Raw genomic sequence first — 22,287 nt, 5'->3', positions numbered from 1 at the left:
CGGGTATGGGTCGGCAAGTATTCCGTCCCAGGACCATCGCGGGGATTAGTAAGGTACTTCCCATGCCAATAATCCGCGACGAATGGCCCGGGGACCGCCCCGCCCTTGCAGCGCTCAGGGCCACATGGGCCGCGGAACAGGAGCCGGAACCGCAGGACGGTCACGGCTTCGAAGAGATCTACGGCGACTGGATGGACGCCAACCCGCGGAAGTTCTTTGTCGCCGAGGTGGACGGCCGACTGGTCGGGATGCTCAACCTCCTGGTCTTCGAGCGGATGCCCAAACCGGGGAAACCGCCCTCCTGCTGGGTCTACCTCGGCAACGTCTATGTGCTGCCGGATTTCCGGAACGCCGGCATCGGAGCACAGTTGGTCCAGGCGGCGGTTGAGTTCTCGCGGGGCCTCAACGCGGGCCGGATGGTGCTTTCGCCATCGCCTGCGTCCCGGAACTTCTACGCCCGGCTGGGGTTCCAGCCTGCCGAAGAACTCAGCGTCCTCCGGTTCTGACCGGGACGGCACCCCGGTCCGGCTAGGCTGACGATCATGGCGATCATTCATCAGGCTGAGCTGCAGCCCACAAAACTTGAACTCCTCCAGGGCTGGCTGCCGCGCCAACCCTGGTTCACGGCAACCGCCGCGGCGCTGGGGAAGGTGGGCGCCTTCCGGTTCGACGACCCGGAAGGCGAAGTTGGCATCGAGACGATCCTCGTCGCCGCTGACGGTAGCGTGTTCCAGGTGCCGCTGAGCTACCGGGGATCGCCCCTGCAAGGCGCCGAAGCGTCCTTGATCGGCACCATGCAGCACTCGGTCCTCGGCGAACGGTGGGTTTACGACGCCGTCGGCGATCCCTGCTACCTGGACGCCTTGGCTGCCGCCATCCTGACGGGCCAGTCACAGGCGGAGCACTTTTTGGACGTCGATGGCAGGCTTGAGCCGATGCCGGAGTCCGTTCTCGTTGGCAGCACCGGGCCGCTACGTTCCGCGGCGCCGGCCCTCGGCCCCGGCAGAGCCTCCAGCACGGACGCGGAAACGGTGGTCCGGACCGGAGCGCTGGAGCTGCTGGTCATCCGCCGGCTTCAACTGGCGGAACAGACCGCTGGCCCTGAGTCCCTCACCGCTACCTGGGCCGGACAGCGGATCCCGGTCAAACTCGCGTCCGTCACGGCGGACTGAGCAGGTAGTCCGCCAGCCGGCCGCCCCTCTGGACCTGGCGGCACTAAAGTCCCGAGCCGGCGCGGACCAGGACGTGGCCGCGGGGGCTGCTGAGCCGGAACCAGCGGCCCGAACGGAAGAGGCTTTGTTGGCCGTCGGCCAGGAAGCCCAGGGTCAGCGCGGCGAACGCGGCCCCGGCGGGCAGTCCGCCGGCGTCGGGCAACTCCCGGCCCCAGACGGTCGCCCGGGCGTTGTTCACGATCAGGGCGCCGGGCTTGTCCGGGATGATGGCTGCGATCTCGGTGATGCCTGCCTCCGCGGCCTGCCGCAGGACAGTGTCCGGCAGCGCGCCGAGCGGCTCCCAGCCGGTGCGGGGTGCGCCGACGCCGGCCCACGATTCGGTGACGGCCATCGGCGGCACCGGGAGTTCGACGTCGTCGGCGCCCGCGCGGGCCAGACGGTCCAGCACGGCAGAGAGCGGGACGGTCACATCGAGCTCGGCCGGCGCTGCCAGCGCCACGGTCCGGAGCCCCAGGATGGTGGGGGTTGCCTCCCCCAGCAGCCGCGGCCGGAGCACGCAGACGTACGCGGCCAGGACCGGCCCGCTGGCGTTCAGCCGGATGGCGCCGTCCTCGACGGCCCGGGCGCGGGTGGCGAAGGTGCGCAGATCGGCGAGGTCGCGGGGATCGGTGAACTGCAGGGGCTGGGTTAGGACGTCAGACACAATCTTGACTCTACCGGCTGTGCCTCTTTTGAGCCGTGCCGGGGTGCCGTCTAGAGTCAAACCATGACTGAAGCCGAAGCCGGATTGCAGGCGATGCCCACCGAGGACCCCACCTCCTCGCTCATCCAACTCCTGACCCTCGGCGAGCTGGAGGGCGCACGGACCGACGAGGACATCTTCATGGGCCCCTCGCAGAAGCAGCCGCGGCAGCGCGTCTTCGGCGGCCAGGTGCTGGCCCAGTCCCTCGTGGCGGGCAGCCGCACTGTTCCGGACGGCCGCGGGGTCCACTCCATGCATGGCTATTTCCTCCGGCCGGGCGACGCCAACAAGCCCATCACCTTCGGCGTCCAGAGGTTGCGCGACGGCCGTTCCTTTTCCGCGCGCCGGGTCCACGCGTACCAGGAGGGCATGCCCATCCTGTCGATGATCGCGTCCTTCCAGGACGAGGATGAAGGAATCGAGCACCAGACCCAGATGCCCGCCGGGATTCCGGACCCGGAGTCGCTGCCGAGCACGGCTGACCTGCTGGGCAAGTACGACCACCCGGTGGCCCGCCACTGGGCCTACGAGCGCCCCTTCGACATCCGCCATGTGGATCCAGCCCTTTACGTCTCCGCGAAAGGCCCGAAGGAAGCCCGGAACGCGGTCTGGATGCGTACCTTCGGCCCGATGCCCGATGACCCGGAGATGCACCGCGCCGCACTGGCCTATGCCAGCGACTACACGCTGCTGGAATCCGTCCTGCGCAAGCACGGCATGAGCTGGATTACCCCCGGAATGTCCGTCGCCAGCCTGGACCACGCCATGTGGTGGCACCGGCCCGTCCGCGTGGACGAGTGGTTGCTCTACGTCCAGGAATCCCCCAGCGCGCAGGGTGCCCGCGGCCTGGCTACCGGCAAGATCTTCAGCCGCGACGGCCGGCACGTCGCGACGGTGGCCCAGGAAGGCATGATCCGGGTGCCGACCGACTTCAAGAACAAGGTCAAGGGCGCCGTCCAGACCAAGGTGCTGGAGCACCAGATGCGCAAGGCCGACCGCGGCTGACGCGGACACGCGAAAGGCCCGGCTCCCCACGGGGAGCCGGGCCTTTCGCGTAGGCCCTGGCGGGACCGCTTTGCGGACTTAGTCGCGGGTCAGGCGGCGGTGCGTCACCCGGTGCGGCTTGGCCGCGTCGGGGCCGAGGCGCTCGATCTTGTTCTCCTCGTAGGATTCGAAGTTGCCCTCGAACCAGTACCACTTGGAGGGGTTCTCCTCGTCGCCTTCGTAGGCGAGGATGTGCGTGGCCACCCGGTCCAGGAACCAGCGGTCGTGCGAGACCACGACGGCGCAACCCGGGAATTCGAGCAGGGCGTTTTCGAGGCTGCTGAGAGTCTCGACGTCGAGGTCGTTGGTCGGTTCGTCGAGGAGCAGCAGGTTACCGCCCTGCTTGAGGGTGAGGGCCAGGTTCAGGCGGTTGCGCTCACCACCGGAAAGCACGCCGGCCTTCTTCTGCTGGTCCGGGCCCTTGAAGCCGAACGCGGCAACGTAGGCGCGGGACGGCATCTCGACCTGGCCGACCTGGATGAAGTCGAGGCCGTCGGAAACGACCTCCCACAGGGTCTTGTTCGGGTCGATTCCGCCACGGCTCTGGTCAGCGTAGGAGATCTTGACGGAGTCGCCGATCTTCAGTTCGCCGCCGTCGAGGGGCTCCAGCCCGACGATCGTCTTGAACAGGGTGGTCTTGCCGACACCGTTCGGGCCGATGACGCCGACGATGCCGTTGCGCGGCAGCGTGAAGGACAGGCCGTCGATCAGGGTGCGGTCCTCGAAGCCCTTCTGGAGGTTCTTGGCCTCCAGGACCAGGCCGCCCAGCCGCGGTCCCGGCGGGATCTGGATCTCTTCGAAGTCGAGCTTGCGGGTACGGTCCGCCTCGGCGGCCATTTCCTCGTAGCGTGCCAGACGGGCCTTGGACTTGGTCTGGCGGCCCTTGGCGTTGGAGCGGACCCACTCGAGTTCCTCGGAGAGGCGCTTGGCCTGCTTCGCGTCCTTCTTGCCCTGGACCTCCAGGCGGGCACGCTTCTTCTCGAGGTACGTGGAGTAGTTGCCCTCGTACGGGTACAGGTGGCCGCGGTCCACCTCGGCGATCCACTCGGCCACATGGTCCAGGAAGTACCGGTCGTGGGTGACGGCGAGGACTGCGCCCGGGTAGGAGGACAGGTGCTGTTCAAGCCACAACACGCTCTCGGCATCGAGGTGGTTGGTGGGCTCGTCAAGGAGCAGCAGGTCCGGCTTCTGCAGCAGGAGCTTGCAGAGCGCGACGCGTCGGCGCTCACCACCGGAGAGAAGCGTGACATCGGCGTCGGCCGGCGGGCAGCGCAGGGCATCCATGGCCTGCTCGAGCTGGGAGTCGAGATCCCAGGCGTCGGCGGCGTCGATGGCTTCCTGCAACTGGCCCATTTCCTCAAGGAGAGCGTCGTAGTCAGCGTCGGGGTTGGCCATCTCTTCGGAGATCTCGTTGAAGCGCTGGATCTTGCCGTAGATCTCGCCGACGCCTTCCTGGACGTTGCCCAGAACGGTCTTGTCCTCGTTCAACGGCGGCTCCTGCAGCAGGATGCCGACGGTGTAGCCGGGGCTCAGCCGGGCCTCGCCGTTGGAGGGAGTGTCCAGGCCGGCCATGATCTTGAGAATGGTGGACTTACCGGCACCATTCGGGCCAACAACACCAATCTTGGCCCCCGGGAAGAAGGACATGCTCACGTCGTCGAGGATAAGTTTTTCGCCAACGGCCTTGCGGGCCTTGGTCATTGTGTAGATAAATTCCGCCATGCCTACAAATCTAGTGGCTTGACGCGGATAACTCACATTCCGGTCCCCCGGCCAGCCGGCGGCCCGGCACCTGGTCTGCCGACGGTCTCTAGGCGGGTCTGCCCGCGAAACAGCGGCCATCCGCCAAGACTGTCAACACGGTCACCGCCACCGTACCGTTGCGCAGTTGGGCAACGACGCAGTCCCGGTCTTGCCGGACCGCAGCCTCTACAGCGTCAGCCTGCAGCCCGGTAGGGGTTCGGCTCGCCGTGACTTCGATGCCGTCCCGCGGGAATCCGGCTTCGACGAGGGCCGCCCGGATCTGTTCCGTTCCGGGCTCGGCCTCCCTGGCCAGCTTCGCCAAAGCCGCCTCAAGCCGGGCGGCGGCCGCGGAGGTGGCAGGGCGCGCTGTCGCTGCCGCGGAAGGGATCTGGGCGGGTGCGGGCCGGGCCGTGCCCGGCGGTGTTTCCGCGGAGAGGACGCCCCCCGGCGCTCCCCCATTGCCCCCAGCGGCCGCCGAACAACCCGCCGTTGATGCAAGCAGCAGGATAAGCGCCCCGAGCACCGGCAGCACCGCCTGGTCTTGAGAGTTCGTCCGGGCTCGCTTCACCCGGCAATTCTGCCATGGGCGGCCGTCCGGCGGCCTCAGGCGGCGGCCCCCTTCAATTCGCCGGTCTCTGCGTCAAAATCCTGCTCGTCGTCGTCCGACCCGGCATCGTCGGCCCCTGCATCGTCCGCGTCGGCGTCCACGCCGCGGTCGTCGTCATGGGCGTCGTGGCCGCTCCCGGTGCGTTCGGGGGCTGCGGCGTCCTGTCCGGGCACCGGGCCATTGGCGGCGGTGCGCGTGAAGTTGGCGGACCCCCACATCAGGTCGTGGCCGACAGACTCGGCGTCGATTTCTGCCACGTGATAAACGCGGCCGTCCTTTTCCCAGCTGCGCATCTTGAGCCGGCCCACGATGATGACGCGCTGGCCCTTTTTGATGCTGCAGCCCATGTTTCCGGCCAACTGGCGGTATCCCTGCACCGTGAACCAGTTGGTGTTTCCGTCCACCCATGCGTTTGCGGAGCGGTCAAAGCGCCGCTCCGTCGAGCCCAGCCGGAAGGAAGCGGTGGCGACCCCGCCCGGCGTCGTCGTGCTCCTGATCTCCGAGGCGACGAAGCCGCGGACCGTGATGCTGTCGTTCATTGGTCTGTCCTGTCTTGAGTAGTCGCTGTCCTGAACAAGCCCTGTCTTGAGTACGCTCGCTCGATTTGGTCTTGCCCCACCGAGCAGTTCCAGCTTCACGTGCGGGCGCGCCGGAAGGCAGTGCGGGATTCCGCTATGTGGAAAACCTGGTCGGCCGGGCACAGGCATTTGCGGGCACGCTTGACTGGCGGAGCGCGCGGGGCCCTGTAAACTTCTTGAGGCGTCCCCGGCAGTAGCCCGTCGGCACGCCGAACGTGCCCCAGTAGCTCAGGGGATAGAGCAGCGGCCTTCTAATCCGCCGGTCGGGGGTTCGATTCCCTCCTGGGGCACAACGTGCGGCCCTGGTCGCGGCTCATCCGCCGCCCAGGGCCGCACCCCTGCCGCCCCGAAGCCCGCTCTGACGCGAAGCCCGGCCCCTTCAGATCCATTTGTTGTGCCGGAAGGTCAGGTAAAGGGCCACTCCCATCACCAGCATCAGCCCGAGCGCCATCGGATAGCCAAATACCCAGTCGAGCTCCGGGATCAGGCGGAAGTTCATCCCGTAGATCGACGCGATCAACGTGGGCGCGAAGAGAATGGCGGCCCAGGACGAGATCCGCTTGGTCTGTTCGTTCTGGGCGATGCTCGACTCCGTGAGGAGCCGCATTTCATCGTTCTGTCGCTGCGCCACGAGGGCGGCGTTGACCGCGAGAGCGTTCTGGAGCAGGGCGCGGAACGCAGTGATCCGTTCACTCAGGCGCAGCACATGGTCCAGCACATCGCGGAAGTGGTCCTGCAGTTCCGGGCCCGGCACGTGTTTGGGGGCGCCGGCCCGGAGAGCCTGCAGGATGCCGGTGAGCGGCGCCGTAGCGCGCTGGAACATGATCACCTGCCGCGAGAGTTCGTAGATCCTGCGGGAGACTCCCGGATCTGCCGCGAACAGCTCGTCTTCAATCTCGTCGACGTCGTTCTCCAGGCCGGCGGCAACGGGCTCGTACTCATCGACCACCTGGTCGAGGATGGCGTACAGCACGGCATCCGGCCCAAGGGCCAGGAAGTCCGGCTGGGACTCCATCCGACGGCGCACCCGGGCCAGGTCCGGTGATTCCGCGTGGCGGACGGTGACCACAAAATCGGGACCGGTGAAAATATGAATCTCGCCGAACTGGACCTTTTCCACCTCATCCAGGTACCGGGCCGGGCGCAGCACCAGGAAGTGGGTGTCGCCGTAGTGTTCCAGCTTGGCGCGCTGATGGCCGGCGAGCGCGTCTTCCACCGCCAGATGGTTCAGGTCAAATTCCTCGGCCACCGAGCGAAGCTCCGCTGCGTCCGGACGGTAGAGTCCGATCCAGGCCATGCCCTGGCGCTGCCGCAACAGGAAATACGTCTCGTCCAGGTCCTCAGGGTCCGCGGTCCGGTACCCGTCCACGTAGACGGCGTTGTCGACGATCGTCACGGCCATGCCTCCTCGCCTGAACCGCCCGCTCCGGGCGCCCCTTTGGCTGTGACGCTATACCCCCGCCCGCCCGGTGCCAACAGCCTGCCTTCCTGCGTTTGCCGCGGCCCGACTGAGCCGCAACGCACCCCTAGGCTGCAAGCCTCCCGAGCCATGAGCACGCTTAGTATTGAGGTGACAGGCGGGGCACCAGGGAAAGCCTGAGCGACCCGCCCGCAATCGAAAGGTACGGCCGCCATGACCCAGACACGCCACGGATTCGATCCCCAGGATCCGCGCAACGCCGCTCCCGCGCAGTACCCGGTGACTTCTGAGGCCCCGTCCGGCTCCGTTGAGGGCTACCCCGCCGGCGGCACGGCAGACAGCACCGACCCCGGCGCCGGGGCCCCCGTCGACGCCATAGCCGTTCCGCGCGAAGAAGCTCCCCGTGCCGGTACGCCGGAACCGACGGCCGCCGGACCGGAACCCCGCCGGGTCACCCGCGCGGGCATGGTGTGGACTGCGGTTGCCAGCGCGCTGGTGGTGCTGATCCTGCTGATCGTCTTCATCCTGCAAAACCAGGTCTATGTCCAGGTGAAGTTCTTCGGCCTGGAGGGCTCCGTCCCGCTCGGCGTTGCCCTCTTCATCGCGGCGGTCGGCGGCGGTGTGCTGGTCGCCATCGCCGGGGCGGCCCGCATCATCCAGCTGCGGCTCGCAACGCACCGCCAGCGCATCCGACTGGCTGGCCAGGCCACGCGGAGCCGCTGACCACCAGCGGGCGCGGCGCCGCCCGCCAGCCCTAGGGCAGCGTCAATATGACCGGGCCCTCCGCGGTGATCGCCACGGTGTGCTCGCTGTGGGCGGCGCGGCGTCCGTTGGCCGATCGGAGGGTCCATTCGTCGTCGTCGTGGTAGTAGTCGCCGTTGCCGCCGAGGATCAGCATGGGTTCGATCGCGATGACCAGACCTTCGGTCAGCTTGATGCCCCGGCCCGGCCGGCCGTCGTTGGGCACGGGCGGCTCTGCGTGCATGGTCCGGCCAATGCCGTGGCCGCCGTGGTCGGCGAGCAGCCCGTAGCCGGCCCGGCGCGCGGCCCCGCCGATCGCGTACGCCACGTCGCCCATCTTGTTGCCGATCCGCGCCGCTTCAATGCCGCGGGCCAGGGCTTCGTCGGTGGCGTCGATCAGCGCCTGGTCCACCGGGTCTGCCGTGCCCACAATGAAGCTGACGGCGGCATCCCCGCACCAGCCCGCCAGGAAGGCACCGCAGTCCACACTGAGCAGGTCGCCGTCCTCGAGCCGGTAGTCGTTGGGGATGCCATGCACCACGGCGTCGTTGACCGAGGTGCAGATCACGCCGGGGAAAGGGACGGAAGCCCAGCGGGGACGGTAGTTCAGGAACGCCGGCGTGGCGCCCGCCTCGGCCATCACTTGCGCGGCCACGCCGTCGAGCTCCTTGAGGGACACGCCGACGGCGGCAGCCTCGCGTACCTGCGCCAGCGCGTTAGCCACCACCCGTCCGGCCTCGCGCATCAGGGCGATCTCTTCGGGGCTCTTGATCATGGACATGGGGCTTCCTTCCGACGCGGGAGCAGGTGGCTCCGGAGGCTCAGATGACGGGCCGGGTGGTCACCGGTTCCGATGGCTTGCTGAACAGCTGTTTGGTTTTCGGGTCGAGGAAGATCAGGTATAACGCGAACAGCAGGGCGATGATGGCAGCGGCGTTGCGGGCCAGGGCGAGCGCGAGGCCCAGGTCGTCGGTCTGCAGGTAGGGGAAGACTTCCAGCTGGTCCGAAATGGCGTAGACCATGAAGAAGGACACCATGAAGTACACCGCCTTGACCTGCCAATCGTCCCGGATGCCGGTCACCGCAAAGAGCGGGATGAGCCAGACGACGTACCAGGACTGGATCATCGGTGCCAGGAAGACGACGGCGGCGAAGGCCAGGGTGAGCCGGCGCATCAGCCGGTCGAAGTCGCCGCGGAAGATCTGCCAGCCGACGATGCCGAGCGCCAGCAGCTTCCCGGCGTCGTACACCCACTTGGCCATCCCCCAGCCGTCCAGGCTGAAGGCGTTGAAGATCGAGGCGACAATGAGCCCCAGCAGGCCGACCGGTGCGTACCAGATCCAGATGCTGCCCGGGGCGGAGAGCCCGTTGATCCAGCCGAAACCGAAGCCGTTTACCAGGCTCATTGCGTACAGCAGCGCCAGGCTGAGGCCGGCGGTGAGCGCCCAGAAGACGAACTTGCGCGGCCAGCTGGCGTTCTTGCCGGCCCACAGCAGGCCAATGAACGGCAGGAACACGATTGTGATGGGTTTGACCGAGATGGAAAGCGTGACCAGGACCAGGCCCAGCGGCACGCGTTTGGTGGCGCAGTAGTAGAGGCCGGCGAGGGCCAGGCCGATCATCAGGGCATCGTTGTGCACACTGGCGATGAAGTTGGTCAGGAACAGCGGGTTGGCGGCGGTGAGCCAGAGGGCACGGTGCGGGTTGACGCCGTGCAGCTCGGCCAGTTTCGGCACGTAGATCACGCAGAGCACGATTCCGAGCAGGGCCGCGAGCCGGAACAGCATGATGCTGGCCTCGGGGTGGACGTTCGTGGACCAGACCACGAACTGTTCGATCCAGAGGAAGAGCTGTCCGTACGGCACGGGAGCCTCGGTCCACATCTTGTCCGCGCCCAGCTGGAAGTAGTTCGACAGCGCCGAGATGCCGTTCTCGTAGGGGTTGAACCCTTCGACCATCAGCCGGCCCTGGCCGATATAGGCGTAGACATCGCGGCTGAACAAGGGGACGGAGAACATCATCGGCAGCCCCCACGCAGCCACCGCCAGCAGCGTCGCCTTGCGGGCCCCGGGGCCCCAGCTCCGCACGCGCTGCCCCAGCCGGAGCCAGGCGCGGACCAGGAGCATTCCGCCGACCGCCAGGAGCACAATGCTCAGCCCGACACCCACCGCCTCGGTCCGCATCCAGATGAATAAGGGCAGGCGCCGCAGTTCGGACACCGGAGCGAGCCAGCCGACGCCCAGCGAGCCGACCGCCATGAACACGGAGCCAAGGAATCCGGCAAGGATCGGCGACCTGGCATTATCCACATCGGCAACAACGGCCTTCGGAGACTGGCGGGAGGTACCGGCAGCCGTTTCCCCCGCCGCAGGTACAGGCGCCGTCATCTCAGGATCGTCCAATCTCTTGTGGGGCTCGTTTTGGCCCGCAACGGACCGACAAGCCGGCCATGGGGCACGCCGCGATGACGAAAATCTTCGACGGCCGCGTACCCGAAATCCTAGCACCGGACCGCTCAGCGGCGGCGGAACGGTAGGCTGGGCGGGTGCCTATATCTAATGAACGCATCGTGTGGATCGACTGCGAAATGACCGGCCTGGACTCCAAGAACGACGCCCTCATCGAGGTTGCGGCCCTGGTGACGGACTCGGAACTCAACATCCTCGGCGACGGCGTGGACGTCGTGATCAAGCCGGACGACGCCGCGCTGGCCCAAATGAACGACTTCGTGCGCGACATGCACACCCGGTCCGGGCTGCTGGCGGAACTCCCCCACGGCAAGACCATGGCCGAAGCCCAGGCCGCCGTGCTCGAGTACATCAAGAAGTGGGTGCCGGACCCGAAGAAGGCCCCGCTGGGCGGCAACTCGGTGGGCACCGACCGGGTGTTCCTGGTCCGCGACATGCCGGAACTGGTGGAGCACCTGCACTACCGCGTGATCGATGTCAGCACCATCAAGGAACTCTCCCGGCGCTGGTACGCCCGGGCGTACTTCCAGTCCCCCGCCAAGCTCGGCGGCCACCGTGCCCTGGGCGACATCAAGGATTCCATCGACGAGCTCCGCTACTACCGGGAGGCGGTCTTTGTGCCCGCACCGGGTCCGGACAGCGCCACGGCGCAGCGGATCGCGAAGTCGATCATGGCCCCTGCGGACGCCCCCGCCGACGCGCCTGCAGCAGCACCCGCGGAGTAATCTCCACCACGTTTAGGGAAAATTTCGTCGAATTCGAGGAAAGTGGCAAAACCACCCCCAAACAGCAGGTAAGCTATTTGTCGTTGCCTTTTCAGCCAGCCGGTTCGCCGGAAGGCATGGCGGGGCACATGGTGGGCGTAGCTCAGTTGGCAGAGCGCCTGGTTGTGGTCCAGGAGGTCGCGGGTTCAACCCCCGTCGCTCACCCTCACAAAGGACGGCAGAATTGTCCGACCTTTTCCAAAGGCCGCACCGGATATCCGGTGCGGCCTTTGTTGTCTGTCCAGTCTCGTCCGTGCGTGGAAGGAACCGCGATGAAGCGCCAGCTCTTTGAAGAAGACCACGAGATGTTCCGTGAGATGGCTGCGGAGTTCAACGCTCGGGCGGTGGCCCCGCACTACGGCCAGTGGGACCAGGACCACATGATGCCCCGTTCGCTCTGGACCGCGGCCGGCGAGCAGGGCCTGCTGGGGCTCGCCGTTCCCGAAGAATTCGGCGGCCTGGGCATGGACGACTACCGCTTCCGTGCCGTGCTGGACGAGGAGTTCGCCAAGAGCAACCACCTTGCCGTGGGGCTGGCCTTCCACCTGCACGATGACATGGTCCTCCCCCACCTGCTGGCCTACGGCTCCGACGATCTCAAAGCGCGCTGGCTGCCCGGCATGGTCTCCGGCGAGACGGTCACCTCGGTCGCCTGGACCGAGCCCGGCGCCGGATCGGACCTCCGCGGCATCCGCACCAAGGCCGTGCGCGACGGCGACGACTGGCTCATCACCGGCCAGAAGACCTTCATCGGCAACGGCATCTCCGGCGACGCGTCCCTGGTCCTGGCCCGCACCGACGGCAGCACCGGGCGGGGCGGCCGCGACTCCTTCTCGCTGTTCATGGTGCGCAAGTCCGAGGGCTACAACACCGGCAACCAGCTGGACAAAATGGGGCTGAAGGCCTCGGACACCGCTGAGCTGTTCTTCGACAACGTCCGGGTACCGCACGCGGACCTGGTCGGCGAAGAAGGCAAGGGGCTGCAGTACGCCGCCGAGCAGCTCCCCCAGGGCCGGCTGGCCATCGCCGTCGCCAGTTCCGCCGTCGTCCGCGCCGTCTACGAGGCGACCGTGACGTACACAAAGGACCGCAACGCGTTCGGCGAGCGGATCATCGATTTCCAGAACAGCCGCTTCGAACTGGCCGACCTACTCACCGAGGTCGAGGTCACTGAAACCTACGTGGACCAGGCCATCCGGGCTTTCAACGCGGGTGAACTCGACGCCGCCTCGGCGGCGCGGGCCAAGCTCTGGGCCTCCGAACGGGCCAAGTCCGTCACCGACCGGTGCCTGCAGCTGCATGGCGGCTACGGCTACATCCTGGAGTACCCGGTGGCGCAGGCCTTCCTCGCGGCACGGTTGCTCACGATCTTCGGCGGCACGAACGAAATCATGCGCGACGTCGTCGGCCGCACCATCGCCGGCTGACCGCCGCAGCACCAGCAGCCAACAGCACTAAAGGAACTCTTTCGACATGACAGTCCTACCCATCACGATCTGGGGCGAACCCGTGCTGCACCGCCGGGCCGCCGAAGTTGAGGTCTTCGACGACGAACTCCGCACCCTGATCGCGGACATGTTCGAGACCAATGACGCCGCCAACGGCGTCGGCCTGGCCGCGCCCCAGGTCGGTGTGGGCAAGCGGCTTTTCGTGTACAAGTACGCCAACGACGACGGCGCCCCGCCCTCCGGCGTCGTCGTCAACCCGGTGCTGACCCTCTCCAAAGTCTCCGGGGCGCTGCCGGACCCGGACGAGGAAGAGGAAGGCTGCCTGTCCTTCCCGGGCGGGCAGTACCCGCTCAAACGCGCCGAATGGGCCCGGGTGCAGGGCTTCGACGGCGACGGCAAACCCGTCGAGTTCGAGGCGACGGGCTGGTTCGCGCGCGTGATCCAGCACGAGTACGACCACCTGGACGGCAAGCTGTACGTCAATCGGCTGATCGACCGCTACGCCCGTAAGGCGATGAAGCAGGCCAAGAAGAGCGGCTGGGGCGTCCCCGGTTTGACCTGGATGCCGGGTGTAGACCCGGATCCCTTCGGCCACTAGCCCCGGCGGGCTAGTCCCCGTTCGGACTGCGCCAGCAGGCGCGGAGTCTCCCCACCTTTGACGCCAACACGCAGGAAATCGCCGCGAATTTCGCGGGACGCGCCGGCGGCCGCCCCCAAAAGTGTGGAATTTCCGCCGTGGAGTTACGCCCCGGCGGGCTAGTCCTCGTTCGGTTTCAGCAGCTGGGCGGCATGGTCGGGGACGTAGCGGAACAAGTCCCGCGGCGGCCGGGTGTAATTGACGGCGCGCGGCCTCTGCGGGAGGGTAACCGGCTCCGTCCTGACTTCGGTGTAGTCGATGCTGGAGAGCAGGTGGGCGATCATGTTGATCCGGGCCCGGCGTTTGTCCTCTGCCTCCACCACAAACCACGGCGATTCCGCGGTATCCGTCTGCATGAACATGTCGTCCTTGGCCCGCGAGTAGTCCTCCCACCGCAGGATCGCCTCCCGATCCATCGGCGAGAGCTTCCATTGACGCAGCGGATCCTCCAGCCGGGACCTGAACCGCCGTTCCTGCTCCGCGTGGCTGATCGAGAACCAGTATTTGAACAGCAGGATCCCGTCCTGGATCAGCAGCCATTCAAAGACCGGGCACTGGGACATAAAGCGTTTGTGTTCCGCGGGCGTGCAGAATCCCATCACCCGTTCGACGCCGGCGCGGTTGTACCAGGAGCGGTCCATCAGCACGATTTCCCCGGCCGCCGGCAGGTGCTGTACGTAGCGCTGGAAGTACCATTCACCGCGCTCCCGCTCGGTCGGCGCCGGCAGCGCCACGATCCGGGCAACGCGGGGATTCAGGTACTCGGTGACCCGCTTGATGGCGCTGCCCTTGCCGGCGGCGTCGCGCCCTTCGAAGATCACCAGCACCCGCGCTCCCGTGCTGCGGACCCATTCCTGCAACGCAACCAGCTCCGCCTGAAGCCGGGAAAGTTCGGCAGCATAGACGCCCAGCGGCAGCCGCCCGGGCTGCCCTGGTTCCTCCCCCGGGCCGCCCTTATGGCGCGTGGGCTCCCGCCCGGCGCTACCCTTGCCGGCACTGCCCTTGACGGCACTGCCTTTGACGGCGCCTGCCTTGCGATGTGCCATGGTTCCCGTCCCAGTAATGGCGGCTGAATTCCAGCCTCCTGTCCTGCCGCGCCCATTCTTGCGGAGCGCCCCACTGCCCACAAGGGGATCTAGGCCCGGGGACAGTGTGAACGCCGTGCTCTTATGCTTGGCCCCATGGAAGCCACCGCGCCGGCACAGCCCATCCTCACGGTCACCGTGAATCCAGCATTGGACATCAGCACCACCACCGGGGTGGTCACCAGCGGTCATAAGCTCCGTTGCGGACCCAGCCGCCTGGATCCGGGCGGCGGCGGCGTGAACGTGGCCCGGGTGGTCCAACGGCTCGGCGGACGTCCCCTGGCCATCTACACGGCGGGCGGCCCCACGGGCGAGGCCTACCGGAGACTGATCGAAGCGGAGCGGCTCGCCACACTGGTGGTTCCGATCCAGGGCGGCACCCGGCAGGACTTCACTGTCGATGAGACCTCCACCGGCAAGCAGTTCCGCTTTGTCCTGCAGGGACCCGAGCTGAGTGAACCCGAGTGGCGGCTGTGCCTGGCGCTCGTGGCGGATTCCATCCAGCCCGGCGGGTACGTGGTGGCCAGCGGCAGCCTGCCCCCCGGTGTACCGGATAACTTCTACGCCGAGGTGGCCAGGCTCGCGCGCGAGCAGAATGCGCGCTGCGTCGTCGACGCCTCAGGACCGGCCCTGGCCGCCGCCTTGTCCGAGGGGGTCTTCCTGGTCAAACCGAGCCGGCGGGAGCTCGGGCTGCATTTCGGCACGACCCTGGAGACCGAGCAAAGCGAGCTCGACGCCGCCATGGCGCTGGTGGCCGACGGATCCGCCGAACATGTCGCGCTGACCCTGGGCGGCCAGGGAGCAGTCCTGGCGTCCCAGGGCGGCACGCTCCGTCTGGCCGTGCCGCCGGTACGGGTGCAGAGCACGGTCGGTGCCGGCGACAGTTTCCTGGCAGCCTTCGTGCTCCGGCTGGCGCAGGGGCGCACGCTGGCTGATGCGTTCCGTTCGGCGGTCGCTGCCGGCAGCGCGACTGTCACCACACGCGCCACCGAGCTCTGCCACCGGGCCGACGTCGAGCGGCTCGAAGCAGAACTCGCGGAACAAGCCGCCCGGGCCTAGCCGGGAAACCGGCACTCCGCTGGCATGATGTGGCGCATGGGGGAAACCGAAACAAGCTCAAGACCGAGGCCGCGCACCTTCAAGGAGCCATCCGGCCGGGTGGTATCGCTCCTGGTCTGGGGCGGCAGCGCTGCCGGCATTGGCTGGCTGATGCTCGCGGGAAGGGGCGGGGCTGCCGTGGCGGCCGCGCCGTGGCTGGCTGCCGCGGCCCTGCTGGTCTATCTGACGCAGTGGCAGCCGAGGCTGATCGTGGGAGCCGACAAGTTTGACGTGGTCAACGGGCTCCGACGGCACCGGATCCCGTTCGCCGCCGTGGACGACGTCGAGGTCCGCTACTCCGTCACGGTGAGGGCTGCCGGTAGGAAGTATGTCAGCTGGGGTGCCCCGACGCCGCCCAGCGCCTTTGGCACCGGGTTCGAACAGGCCCGGGACTGGAAGGAACGCCCCTTCGGGATGCTGCCGTCCAATGAGCGCATGGGCCAGCCTCCGACGTCGGGCGGACGGGATGCGATTGTCCGGGCCTGGCAGGATGCCAGGCAGCCGGGCGCAACCAGCGGCCCCGGCCATAGTTCGGCCGAGCGCACGGTCGTGTCCGAGTGGAACGTCCCGATGCTGGTCGTGGGGCTGCTCGTGGCCGGCTGGTGCCTCGTCTCATTGCTGTTCTGACTGCCGGACGGCCTGTGTCCTATGGCATCACCTTGTAAAGCTCAATTACGGTCTCGTCCGGCGGGGATGTGAAGCCGCCCTCGATGCCGGCCTGCATTTTGGGCATCAGGATGCCGTCACGGAATTTCTCCCAGCTCTCCTGGGAATCGTGGACCGCCATGATTGTCCACCCACCGGCCGATGCGCCGCCGGCATGAAAGACCTGCCCCTCCGGCAAGCGGCCTTCGCCGGGATGAACCGCGGCAATGGACGCCTCGTACTGTTCCTTGGTTCCTCCCGGAAAAAAGTGCACAACTCCGTAGGCCATTTCTACTCCTCGAGTGGTGGGCCGTAGCTGACGATTCCAGTCCTAGACCTGACAGTGTCGGGTGTCAATGAGCCGGGAATCGTTCCGTTCCCAACAGCGCAGACAGCAGCGCGAATCAGCCCGGACATCAGCGCGGCACGATGGTCTGCTGCCCCGGGCAGGCACCGAGAACCCGTTTCATCGCGTCCTTTTCGGCCGGCGTTACCCACAGCCCGTAGGCGGCCTTCACCGAGATCTGCCGGGCGACGTAGTGGCAGCGGAACGCCTTGTTCGGCGGCAGCCAGGTGGCGGCGTCGGACGCGCTCTTGTCCTGGTTGGCCTGCCCGTCCACGGCAATGAGGTTCAGCGGATCGTTGGCGAGGTGCTGGCGTTGCAGCGGACTCAGCTGCTGGGCCCCCTTTTGCCAGGCGTCCCCCAGCGCCACGACGTGGTCGATCTGCACGACTTTGCTGGACGCCGCACCGCGCTGGAAGGCGATGGTCCGCCCGGTGTAGGGCTCTTGGAAGGTCCCGGATCCGACCCGGCAGCGGGAGCCTTCGGTGAACATGGCGCCGGCCAGGTCTCGGCGGAGGATGTCGTTGCGGGTGTCACAGCCGTTACGGTCGACGTCGAGCCACGCCTGGCCAAAGGCACTGCGGTTGTAGTTGCCGCTGGCTGCGCGGCCCTTGACCGGCAGCACCGACAGGAGGTCCACGGCGAGACCGGACGGCACGGCCCGAACCGGCGCGACCGGTTTCATCCAACCCGCCGCCAGCACGGGAGCCTCGGTGGGCCCCGCCACCCTCGGCTCTGCGATCGCAAATTGGCCGGCGGTGAAGAACCAGCCGAGGCCAGCCAGCAACGCCAGCATCGTGGCGCCCAGCAATGCCCAGGCCTGGCGCGACCGGCGCCGGGCGCGCCTGAAGTCGCGCCAGGTGACGGTCACGGAAGTTCCGGGGAGGGATGGGGCTGCTGCACCTCATCAGCCTAGGCCGGGGCACCGACAGCGGCCCGGTTGTCCACAGTGTGCAGGACAGGACAGGCTATGCCCCGGGGCTGGCGGCCGGACGGCCGCCGGCTGGTCAGTGCCGAGCGGTCACTGTTCCTTGGTGACCCGGCGGAGGTCCTCCTCGGCGAGATTCAGCAGCGCTTCCAACTGGCTGACCCGCGCGTCGTCGATCTCGCCGGCCTCGCGTTTGGCTCGGGCGTCGTCGAGGAGGCGCTTGGCTTCCTTGGCGTTCCGCCGGGCTACGTCGAGGGCATGTTCCAGGGTGGTTTCGTGCTCCACAGCCGAGTTCTGTTCCATGGCTCCATTGTGGTTCCCTTTCCCGGCCGATTCCAGCGAACCGGCCGGGAAGGTCCAAAGTGGGGCTACCCGACCTCGACCGGCAGCCCGGCAGCTTCGAGGGTCGCGGCCGCGTCCTTGGCCGGGAACGACGGCGGGTTCACGCCGGCCATTTCCTCCATCACACGGACCACCTGGCAGCTGTAACCGAATTCGTTGTCGTACCAGACGTAGAGGACAAGGTTCTTCTCGTTGCTGATGGTGGCGAGGCCATCGACGATGCCGGCGCGGCGGGAGCCGACGAAGTCGGTGGAGACAACCTCGGGCGAATCGATGTAGTCGACCTGCTTGCGCAGCTCCGAGTGCAGCGACATCTCGCGCAGGTAGTCGTTGACCTCATCCTTGGTGGTGCCGTTTTCCAGGCTCAGGTTCAGGATGGCCAGGGAGACATCCGGGGTGGGGACGCGGATGGAGCTGCCGGTCAGTTTGCCCAGGAGCTCGGGCAGGGCCTTGGCGACAGCTTTGGCGGCACCGGTCTCAGTGATGACCATGTTCAGCGCGGCGGAGCGGCCGCGGCGGTCACCCTTGTGGAAGTTGTCGATCAGGTTCTGGTCGTTGGTGAAGGAGTGGACCGTCTCTACGTGGCCGTGCACGACGCCGTAGCGGTCGTTGATCGCCTTTAGTACCGGCGTGATGGCGTTGGTGGTGCAGGACGCCGCCGAAACAATCTTGTCCGAATCCGTGATGGTGGCGTGGTTGATGCCGTGCACGATGTTTTTCAGCTCGCCCTTGCCCGGGGCGGTGAGCAGAACGCGGGAAACGCCCTTGCTCTGCAGGTGCTGGGAGAGGCCCTCGGCGTCGCGCCAGCGGCCGGTGTTGTCGACCACCAGTGCGTCGTGGATGCCGTAGGCGGTGTAGTCCACCGTGGCCGGGTTGTCCGAGTAGATGACCTGGATCTGGACGCCGTTGGCAGTGATGGTGTCGTTCTCGAGGTCCACCTTGATGGTGCCTTCGAAGGACCCGTGCACCGAGTCGCGGCGCAACAGGCTGGCGCGCTTGGTGAGGTCGTTGTCCGACCCTCGGCGCACCACGATCGCGCGCAGCCGCAGGCCGTGCCCGCCGCCGGCCTTCTCGACCAGGAGGCGGGCCAGGAGCCGGCCGATGCGGCCAAAGCCGTAGAGGACGACGTCGGTGCTGGTGCGGTCGTCGCCGCCGCGCTTGCCGACCACTTCGGCCAGCTCCTCGCGCAGGAAGTCGTCCAGGCTGATGCCGTTGCCTTCTACGCGGTACTTTTCGGTCAGGCGGGCAATGTCGATGGCTGCCGCGCCGAGGTCCAGCTTGGTGAGGGCGTCGAGCAGGGGCGCGGTCTCTTCGAGGCGCAGCTCTTCCTTGCTCATCCGGCGGGCAAAACGGTGCGCCTTGAGGATGTTCATGGTGGACTTGTTGATCAGGCTCCGGCCGTGGATGGACGTCACCACGTTGTTTTCGCGGTACAGCCGGCCGATCACCGGAATCATGGCCTCGGCGAGCGCCTCCCGGCCCATCCACGTATCAAGACAAGAATCTGACGTCTGGCTCACAGAACTACCTTCCTAAAATCCACCACATACGTCCTCGTATGCGGAAGTCGGCTGCCGGCGGATCTCCGGAACCTGGACGCGGCGGGGATTCGGTCCACCCCGGGCGCCTGCATGGAGCGCAAAGAAAAAGCCACCGGCGGCGAACGCAGACCCGGTGGCAGAACATCTACGTTCGCTGTCCATTCTAGAGCGGGGCGCCGGTCCAGGGGGCCGGAGGCGGCGTGAAATCACTCACACGAGCGGGGTCCGCCGCGTCACCCAGCCCTTGACGTAGGATGTCCAGATGGGACTCATAGTTGCACTACTTGTCATCTGGCTCATTCTTTCGATCCTGGGCTTCGTCGTGAAGGGCCTGCTTTGGCTGGCCGTCATCGGCCTGGTCCTGTTCGTCGCCACGGCGGCGTGGGGCTGGGTGAAGCGGAAGGCCAAGGCCTGATCCGACACCTACACCTCGATCCAAACGGCAAGGACCGGCACCACACGGTGCCGGTCCTTTTCGTTTGGTTGGATGGGTTGACCGATACGCCGGGTTCTGTGTTCCCGCGCTGTTGCCGGCGCGGGAGTAGCGGCCATCCATCTACGGACGCCGTTGCCGACGCCCTCCAGCGGCCTACCCGGACACTCGGGCGGGCAGCCCTCAAACGTGTCCTGTCTGGCCTTGCTCCGGGTGGGGTTTACCTAGCCTTCCCGGTCACCCGGGAAGCTGGTGGTCTCTTACACCACCGTTTCACCCTTACCTGCTCCCCCGACCGTGCGGACACGGCCCTGGGGCAGGCGGTCTATTCTCTGTGGCACTGGCCTGCGGGTTACCCCGAGTGGGCGTTACCCACCACCCTGCCCTGCGGAGCCCGGACGTTCCTCGAGCCACTTGCGTGACGCGCGGCCGCCTGGTCAACCCATCCGGTTCTCATTCTACGGGCTGCCCCGCAGGCTCACCGCACCGGCGCCTTTTGGGCCTGCCGGTGGGAGAATGAAAGCAGCAACCCCGCCAGGCAAGGAAGCGATTCGGATGGATTTCACCGCCGTCGTCATTTGGCTGATCATCGCCGCGCTCGTGCTCATCCTGGCCCGGGCCTCGATCCGGATTGTGCGCCAGTATGAGCAGGGCGTGCTGTTCCGGCTGGGCCGGGTGATCGGAGTCCGGATGCCCGGGCTGCGCTTTATCATCCCGGTGATCGACCGGCTGCAGCTGGTCAGCCTGCGGATCGTGACCATGCCGATCCAGTCGCAGGGCATCATCACCCAGGACAACGTCAGCGTGGATATCTCCGCGGTGGCCTACTACCGGGTGATCGACGCCGTGAAGTCGGTGGTGGCGATCGAAAATGTGGCTGCCGCGATCAACCAGATCGCCCAGACGACGCTCCGCAAGGTGGTCGGCCGGCACAGCCTGGACCAGACCCTGTCCGAAACGGAACACATCAACAGCGACATCCGCGAAATCCTGGACGCACTCACCCTGGAGTGGGGCGTCGAAGTCACGCTCGTGGAGCTGAAGGACATCCAGCTTCCCGAAAGCATGAAGCGCGCCATGGCCCGGCAGGCGGAGGCCGAGCGGGAGAAGCGGGCCAAGATCATTGCCGCCGAGGGCGAGTCGATCGCGGCGGCGGCGCTCGGTGAGGCTTCTGACATGATGATGGCGCATCCGCTGGCCCTGCAGCTGCGGAACCTGCAGTCCCTCGTCGAGATTGCGGTGGACAAGAACTCCACCGTGGTCTTCCCGGCGCCGCTGATGAGCACCATCGGCGAGCTGTCCGCGTTCCTGGCCCGGGAGACCAAGGCCGCCCAGGCAGCGGTAGCGGCGCCGGCCCAGGCCGCCGGCCCCACCCCCGTGGCGGCCACGGCGCCTCCCCCTGTCCCGGCGGCGCCAACGAAGGTAGCCTGACCGCATGGAACTGTTGCTCCTTGCCGTCGGCGCCGGACTGCTGGTCGTCGCGACCGTCGTGCGTGACCTCCTGACCCGCCGGAAGCACGCGCGGCTGGGCAGCGACCCGGAATCCGAGCGGGCACGGCGGGACATCCAGCGGGCCAAGACAGTCGGCCAGTCGAATTTCGTGGGCCTCGACAACACCGGACACCGGCGCTAGCCCGACGCCGGGCCGCGCGCGGCTGCAGCCGCCTGGCCGCCGGTAGGATCGTACGGTGCTAATTCTGCTGCCGCCCTCCGAAGGCAAGACCCCCGCGACCGGCGGTGACGCCGTCGACGCGGCTTCGCTCAGCTTCCCCGGCCTCAACGCCTACCGCGCAAAGGTGCTCGAGGCGCTCGGCACCGTCAGCGCGCACGAGGACGCCCTGGCGCTGCTGGGCGTCGGCGCCTCGCTGAAGGCCGACGTCGAACGCAACACCCGCTTGCACGCCGAGCCTGCCGCGCCCGCCCACCAGGTGTATTCCGGCGTCCTCTACGACGCCCTGGACTACCGCTCGCTGACTCCGGCGCAGCGGAAGAAGGCGGACGCAAACGTGCTGGTGATCTCCGCGCTCTGGGGCGCGATCCGGTTTGCGGACCGGGTGCCGGCGTACCGGCTATCGATGGGCACGTCCCTGCCCGACGTCGGACGGCTGGCCTCGTTCTGGAAGCCGCAGCTAACTGAGGCCCTGGCCGCCGCAACGGACGGCGAGCTGCTGGTCGACTGCCGCTCCAGCACCTACGCCGCGGCCTGGGCTCCCCCGCCCGAGCGGACCGTGGCGGTGAACGTCTTCACGGAGGTCAACGGCGTCCGAAAGGTGGTGAGCCACTTCGCCAAGCACACCCGCGGGGAGCTTGCCCGGCACCTGCTGGCCCGCCGCGGCAAGACCCCGCAGACCCCGGCGCAGCTGCACAAGGCCGCCGCCGAGAAATGGTCCGCGGAGCTGGTCCAGGGCACGGCCCGGAAGCCGCACACCCTCAACCTCATCCTGCCCAACTAGCTGGCAGTTGTTGTCGTTTAGACGCCTCTAAACGACAACAACTGCGAGTCACTTG

Annotated in this window: 25 protein-coding genes, 2 tRNA genes and 1 other RNA gene; 15 read left to right on the top strand and 13 right to left on the bottom strand. The window is 67.3% G+C overall.

The features are described from left to right. Positions 1 to 62: 62 nt before the first annotated feature. Positions 63 to 506 (top strand): GNAT family N-acetyltransferase, encoded by a 444-nt coding sequence (locus AC1DH3_RS04700; protein WP_441417551.1) that lies wholly within the window; start codon positions 63 to 65, stop codon positions 504 to 506. 36 nt (positions 507 to 542) lie between these two features. Next, entirely contained in the window at positions 543 to 1,172 is a 630-nt protein-coding gene (locus AC1DH3_RS04695; RefSeq protein WP_476908697.1) for a CG0192-related protein, read from the top strand. A 43-nt stretch (positions 1,173 to 1,215) separates the two neighbouring features. Here the strand turns inward: AC1DH3_RS04695 and AC1DH3_RS04690 are convergent, their stop codons facing one another. Beyond that, positions 1,216 to 1,875, bottom strand: coding sequence for a DUF8185 domain-containing protein (locus AC1DH3_RS04690; RefSeq protein ID WP_476908696.1), 660 nt, complete (start codon positions 1,873 to 1,875; stop codon positions 1,216 to 1,218). A 63-nt stretch (positions 1,876 to 1,938) separates the two neighbouring features. Between AC1DH3_RS04690 and tesB the strand changes: the two genes are divergently transcribed. After that, positions 1,939 to 2,919 carry an acyl-CoA thioesterase II gene (gene tesB / locus AC1DH3_RS04685; protein ID WP_476908695.1) on the top strand — a complete coding sequence of 327 codons (981 nt, stop codon included), beginning with the start codon at positions 1,939 to 1,941 and terminating at the stop codon, positions 2,917 to 2,919. A gap of 78 nt (positions 2,920 to 2,997) precedes the next feature. Here tesB and ettA read toward each other — a convergent pair whose 3' ends face one another. From ettA to AC1DH3_RS04670, 3 genes are all read right to left on the bottom strand, one after another. Continuing rightward, entirely contained in the window at positions 2,998 to 4,680 is a 1,683-nt protein-coding gene (gene ettA, locus AC1DH3_RS04680; protein WP_346960802.1) for an energy-dependent translational throttle protein EttA, read from the bottom strand. Between the two features lie 88 nt (positions 4,681 to 4,768). Continuing rightward, positions 4,769 to 5,224: a DUF6993 domain-containing protein gene (locus AC1DH3_RS04675; RefSeq protein WP_476908845.1), complete on the bottom strand. Its 456-nt coding sequence runs from the start codon at positions 5,222 to 5,224 to the stop codon at positions 4,769 to 4,771. 80 nt (positions 5,225 to 5,304) lie between these two features. Next, positions 5,305 to 5,847 carry a single-stranded DNA-binding protein gene (locus AC1DH3_RS04670; protein WP_476908694.1) on the bottom strand — a complete coding sequence of 181 codons (543 nt, stop codon included), beginning with the start codon at positions 5,845 to 5,847 and terminating at the stop codon, positions 5,305 to 5,307. Between the two features lie 256 nt (positions 5,848 to 6,103). Between AC1DH3_RS04670 and AC1DH3_RS04665 the strand changes: the two genes are divergently transcribed. Further along, positions 6,104 to 6,176 (top strand) — tRNA-Arg (locus AC1DH3_RS04665). An 89-nt stretch (positions 6,177 to 6,265) separates the two neighbouring features. Here the strand turns inward: AC1DH3_RS04665 and AC1DH3_RS04660 are convergent. Beyond that, complete coding sequence (locus AC1DH3_RS04660) at positions 6,266 to 7,282, bottom strand: magnesium and cobalt transport protein CorA (RefSeq protein WP_476908693.1); 1,017 nt, start codon at positions 7,280 to 7,282, stop codon at positions 6,266 to 6,268. A 237-nt stretch (positions 7,283 to 7,519) separates the two neighbouring features. Between AC1DH3_RS04660 and AC1DH3_RS04655 the strand changes: the two genes are divergently transcribed. After that, entirely contained in the window at positions 7,520 to 8,029 is a 510-nt protein-coding gene (locus tag AC1DH3_RS04655; protein ID WP_476908692.1) for a LapA family protein, read from the top strand. Positions 8,030 to 8,060: 31 nt separating this feature from the next. On the opposite strand, the gene map is transcribed toward AC1DH3_RS04655, so the two are convergent. Both map and mptB read right to left on the bottom strand, forming a co-directional pair. Further along, the gene (map, locus tag AC1DH3_RS04650; RefSeq protein WP_476892367.1) at positions 8,061 to 8,828 is read right to left on the bottom strand and encodes a type I methionyl aminopeptidase; all 768 of its coding nucleotides are present in this window, start codon (positions 8,826 to 8,828) and stop codon (positions 8,061 to 8,063) included. A gap of 40 nt (positions 8,829 to 8,868) precedes the next feature. Next, positions 8,869 to 10,434 (bottom strand): polyprenol phosphomannose-dependent alpha 1,6 mannosyltransferase MptB, encoded by a 1,566-nt coding sequence (gene mptB / locus AC1DH3_RS04645; RefSeq protein ID WP_476908691.1) that lies wholly within the window; start codon positions 10,432 to 10,434, stop codon positions 8,869 to 8,871. A 158-nt stretch (positions 10,435 to 10,592) separates the two neighbouring features. On the opposite strand from mptB, the gene orn reads away from it, so the two are divergent. The 4 genes from orn to def all read left to right on the top strand — a co-directional run bounded on the left by orn (position 10,593) and on the right by def (position 13,325). Further along, the gene (gene orn, locus AC1DH3_RS04640) at positions 10,593 to 11,240 is read left to right on the top strand and encodes an oligoribonuclease (protein ID WP_476908690.1); all 648 of its coding nucleotides are present in this window, start codon (positions 10,593 to 10,595) and stop codon (positions 11,238 to 11,240) included. Between the two features lie 131 nt (positions 11,241 to 11,371). Beyond that, positions 11,372 to 11,444 (top strand) — tRNA-His (locus AC1DH3_RS04635). A 107-nt stretch (positions 11,445 to 11,551) separates the two neighbouring features. Next, on the top strand, positions 11,552 to 12,706 hold the full coding sequence (locus tag AC1DH3_RS04630; protein ID WP_476908689.1) for an acyl-CoA dehydrogenase family protein: 1,155 nt from the start codon (positions 11,552 to 11,554) through the stop codon (positions 12,704 to 12,706). A gap of 46 nt (positions 12,707 to 12,752) precedes the next feature. Further along, entirely contained in the window at positions 12,753 to 13,325 is a 573-nt protein-coding gene (def, locus tag AC1DH3_RS04625) for a peptide deformylase (RefSeq protein WP_306909767.1), read from the top strand. Positions 13,326 to 13,483: 158 nt separating this feature from the next. Here the strand turns inward: def and ppk2 are convergent, their stop codons facing one another. Beyond that, positions 13,484 to 14,281 carry a polyphosphate kinase 2 gene (ppk2, locus tag AC1DH3_RS04620; RefSeq protein WP_476908844.1) on the bottom strand — a complete coding sequence of 266 codons (798 nt, stop codon included), beginning with the start codon at positions 14,279 to 14,281 and terminating at the stop codon, positions 13,484 to 13,486. 264 nt (positions 14,282 to 14,545) lie between these two features. Between ppk2 and AC1DH3_RS04615 the strand changes: the two genes are divergently transcribed. Beyond that, on the top strand, positions 14,546 to 15,508 hold the full coding sequence (locus AC1DH3_RS04615) for a 1-phosphofructokinase family hexose kinase (RefSeq protein WP_476908688.1): 963 nt from the start codon (positions 14,546 to 14,548) through the stop codon (positions 15,506 to 15,508). A 99-nt stretch (positions 15,509 to 15,607) separates the two neighbouring features. Then, a complete protein-coding gene (locus tag AC1DH3_RS04610; RefSeq protein WP_476908687.1) occupies positions 15,608 to 16,174 on the top strand; it encodes a hypothetical protein in 567 nt (188 codons plus the stop codon). A 19-nt stretch (positions 16,175 to 16,193) separates the two neighbouring features. Here the strand turns inward: AC1DH3_RS04610 and AC1DH3_RS04605 are convergent, their stop codons facing one another. The 4 genes from AC1DH3_RS04605 to AC1DH3_RS04590 all read right to left on the bottom strand — a co-directional run bounded on the left by AC1DH3_RS04605 (position 16,194) and on the right by AC1DH3_RS04590 (position 19,325). Beyond that, positions 16,194 to 16,481, bottom strand: a complete 288-nt coding sequence (locus AC1DH3_RS04605) for a hypothetical protein (RefSeq protein ID WP_476908686.1) — start codon at positions 16,479 to 16,481, stop codon at positions 16,194 to 16,196. A gap of 127 nt (positions 16,482 to 16,608) precedes the next feature. Beyond that, positions 16,609 to 17,406, bottom strand: coding sequence for an HNH endonuclease family protein (locus AC1DH3_RS04600; protein WP_476908685.1), 798 nt, complete (start codon positions 17,404 to 17,406; stop codon positions 16,609 to 16,611). 150 nt (positions 17,407 to 17,556) lie between these two features. Then, positions 17,557 to 17,766: a hypothetical protein gene (locus AC1DH3_RS04595; protein WP_175320883.1), complete on the bottom strand. Its 210-nt coding sequence runs from the start codon at positions 17,764 to 17,766 to the stop codon at positions 17,557 to 17,559. Positions 17,767 to 17,831: 65 nt separating this feature from the next. Then, the gene (locus AC1DH3_RS04590; RefSeq protein WP_476908684.1) at positions 17,832 to 19,325 is read right to left on the bottom strand and encodes a glyceraldehyde-3-phosphate dehydrogenase; all 1,494 of its coding nucleotides are present in this window, start codon (positions 19,323 to 19,325) and stop codon (positions 17,832 to 17,834) included. A 283-nt stretch (positions 19,326 to 19,608) separates the two neighbouring features. On the opposite strand from AC1DH3_RS04590, the gene AC1DH3_RS04585 reads away from it, so the two are divergent. Continuing rightward, a complete protein-coding gene (locus tag AC1DH3_RS04585) occupies positions 19,609 to 19,761 on the top strand; it encodes a hypothetical protein (RefSeq protein ID WP_175320881.1) in 153 nt (50 codons plus the stop codon). A 69-nt stretch (positions 19,762 to 19,830) separates the two neighbouring features. On the opposite strand, the gene rnpB is transcribed toward AC1DH3_RS04585, so the two are convergent. Next, positions 19,831 to 20,224: RNase P RNA component class A (rnpB, locus tag AC1DH3_RS04580), an RNA gene on the bottom strand. 110 nt (positions 20,225 to 20,334) lie between these two features. Here rnpB and AC1DH3_RS04575 point away from each other — a divergent pair. The 3 genes from AC1DH3_RS04575 to AC1DH3_RS04565 are packed head-to-tail and all read left to right on the top strand — an operon-like array spanning position 20,335 to position 22,232. After that, positions 20,335 to 21,210: a slipin family protein gene (locus AC1DH3_RS04575; protein ID WP_476892365.1), complete on the top strand. Its 876-nt coding sequence runs from the start codon at positions 20,335 to 20,337 to the stop codon at positions 21,208 to 21,210. A 4-nt stretch (positions 21,211 to 21,214) separates the two neighbouring features. After that, a complete protein-coding gene (locus tag AC1DH3_RS04570) occupies positions 21,215 to 21,412 on the top strand; it encodes a hypothetical protein (RefSeq protein WP_476908683.1) in 198 nt (65 codons plus the stop codon). Between the two features lie 55 nt (positions 21,413 to 21,467). Next, a complete protein-coding gene (locus AC1DH3_RS04565) occupies positions 21,468 to 22,232 on the top strand; it encodes a YaaA family protein (protein WP_476892363.1) in 765 nt (254 codons plus the stop codon). Positions 22,233 to 22,287: the final 55 nt, after the last annotated feature.

This window comes from Arthrobacter sp. 05L428 (genome assembly GCF_056397665.1).
Note: the sequence above shows the minus strand (reverse complement) of the source record. Positions and strands in the feature narration are given on the sequence as shown.

Coding starts and splice junctions, on each gene's coding strand:
- AC1DH3_RS04700 (WP_441417551.1), top strand. CDS start 63: ATGCCAATAATCCGCGACGAATGGCCCGGGGACCGCCCCGCCCTTGCA.
- AC1DH3_RS04695 (WP_476908697.1), top strand. CDS start 543: ATGGCGATCATTCATCAGGCTGAGCTGCAGCCCACAAAACTTGAACTC.
- tesB (WP_476908695.1), top strand. CDS start 1,939: ATGACTGAAGCCGAAGCCGGATTGCAGGCGATGCCCACCGAGGACCCC.
- ettA (WP_346960802.1), bottom strand. CDS start 4,680: ATGGCGGAATTTATCTACACAATGACCAAGGCCCGCAAGGCCGTTGGC.
- AC1DH3_RS04670 (WP_476908694.1), bottom strand. CDS start 5,847: ATGAACGACAGCATCACGGTCCGCGGCTTCGTCGCCTCGGAGATCAGG.
- AC1DH3_RS04655 (WP_476908692.1), top strand. CDS start 7,520: ATGACCCAGACACGCCACGGATTCGATCCCCAGGATCCGCGCAACGCC.
- map (WP_476892367.1), bottom strand. CDS start 8,828: ATGTCCATGATCAAGAGCCCCGAAGAGATCGCCCTGATGCGCGAGGCC.
- mptB (WP_476908691.1), bottom strand. CDS start 10,434: ATGACGGCGCCTGTACCTGCGGCGGGGGAAACGGCTGCCGGTACCTCC.
- AC1DH3_RS04630 (WP_476908689.1), top strand. CDS start 11,552: ATGAAGCGCCAGCTCTTTGAAGAAGACCACGAGATGTTCCGTGAGATG.
- def (WP_306909767.1), top strand. CDS start 12,753: ATGACAGTCCTACCCATCACGATCTGGGGCGAACCCGTGCTGCACCGC.
- AC1DH3_RS04615 (WP_476908688.1), top strand. CDS start 14,546: ATGGAAGCCACCGCGCCGGCACAGCCCATCCTCACGGTCACCGTGAAT.
- AC1DH3_RS04605 (WP_476908686.1), bottom strand. CDS start 16,481: ATGGCCTACGGAGTTGTGCACTTTTTTCCGGGAGGAACCAAGGAACAG.
- AC1DH3_RS04595 (WP_175320883.1), bottom strand. CDS start 17,766: ATGGAACAGAACTCGGCTGTGGAGCACGAAACCACCCTGGAACATGCC.
- AC1DH3_RS04585 (WP_175320881.1), top strand. CDS start 19,609: ATGGGACTCATAGTTGCACTACTTGTCATCTGGCTCATTCTTTCGATC.
- AC1DH3_RS04575 (WP_476892365.1), top strand. CDS start 20,335: ATGGATTTCACCGCCGTCGTCATTTGGCTGATCATCGCCGCGCTCGTG.
- AC1DH3_RS04570 (WP_476908683.1), top strand. CDS start 21,215: ATGGAACTGTTGCTCCTTGCCGTCGGCGCCGGACTGCTGGTCGTCGCG.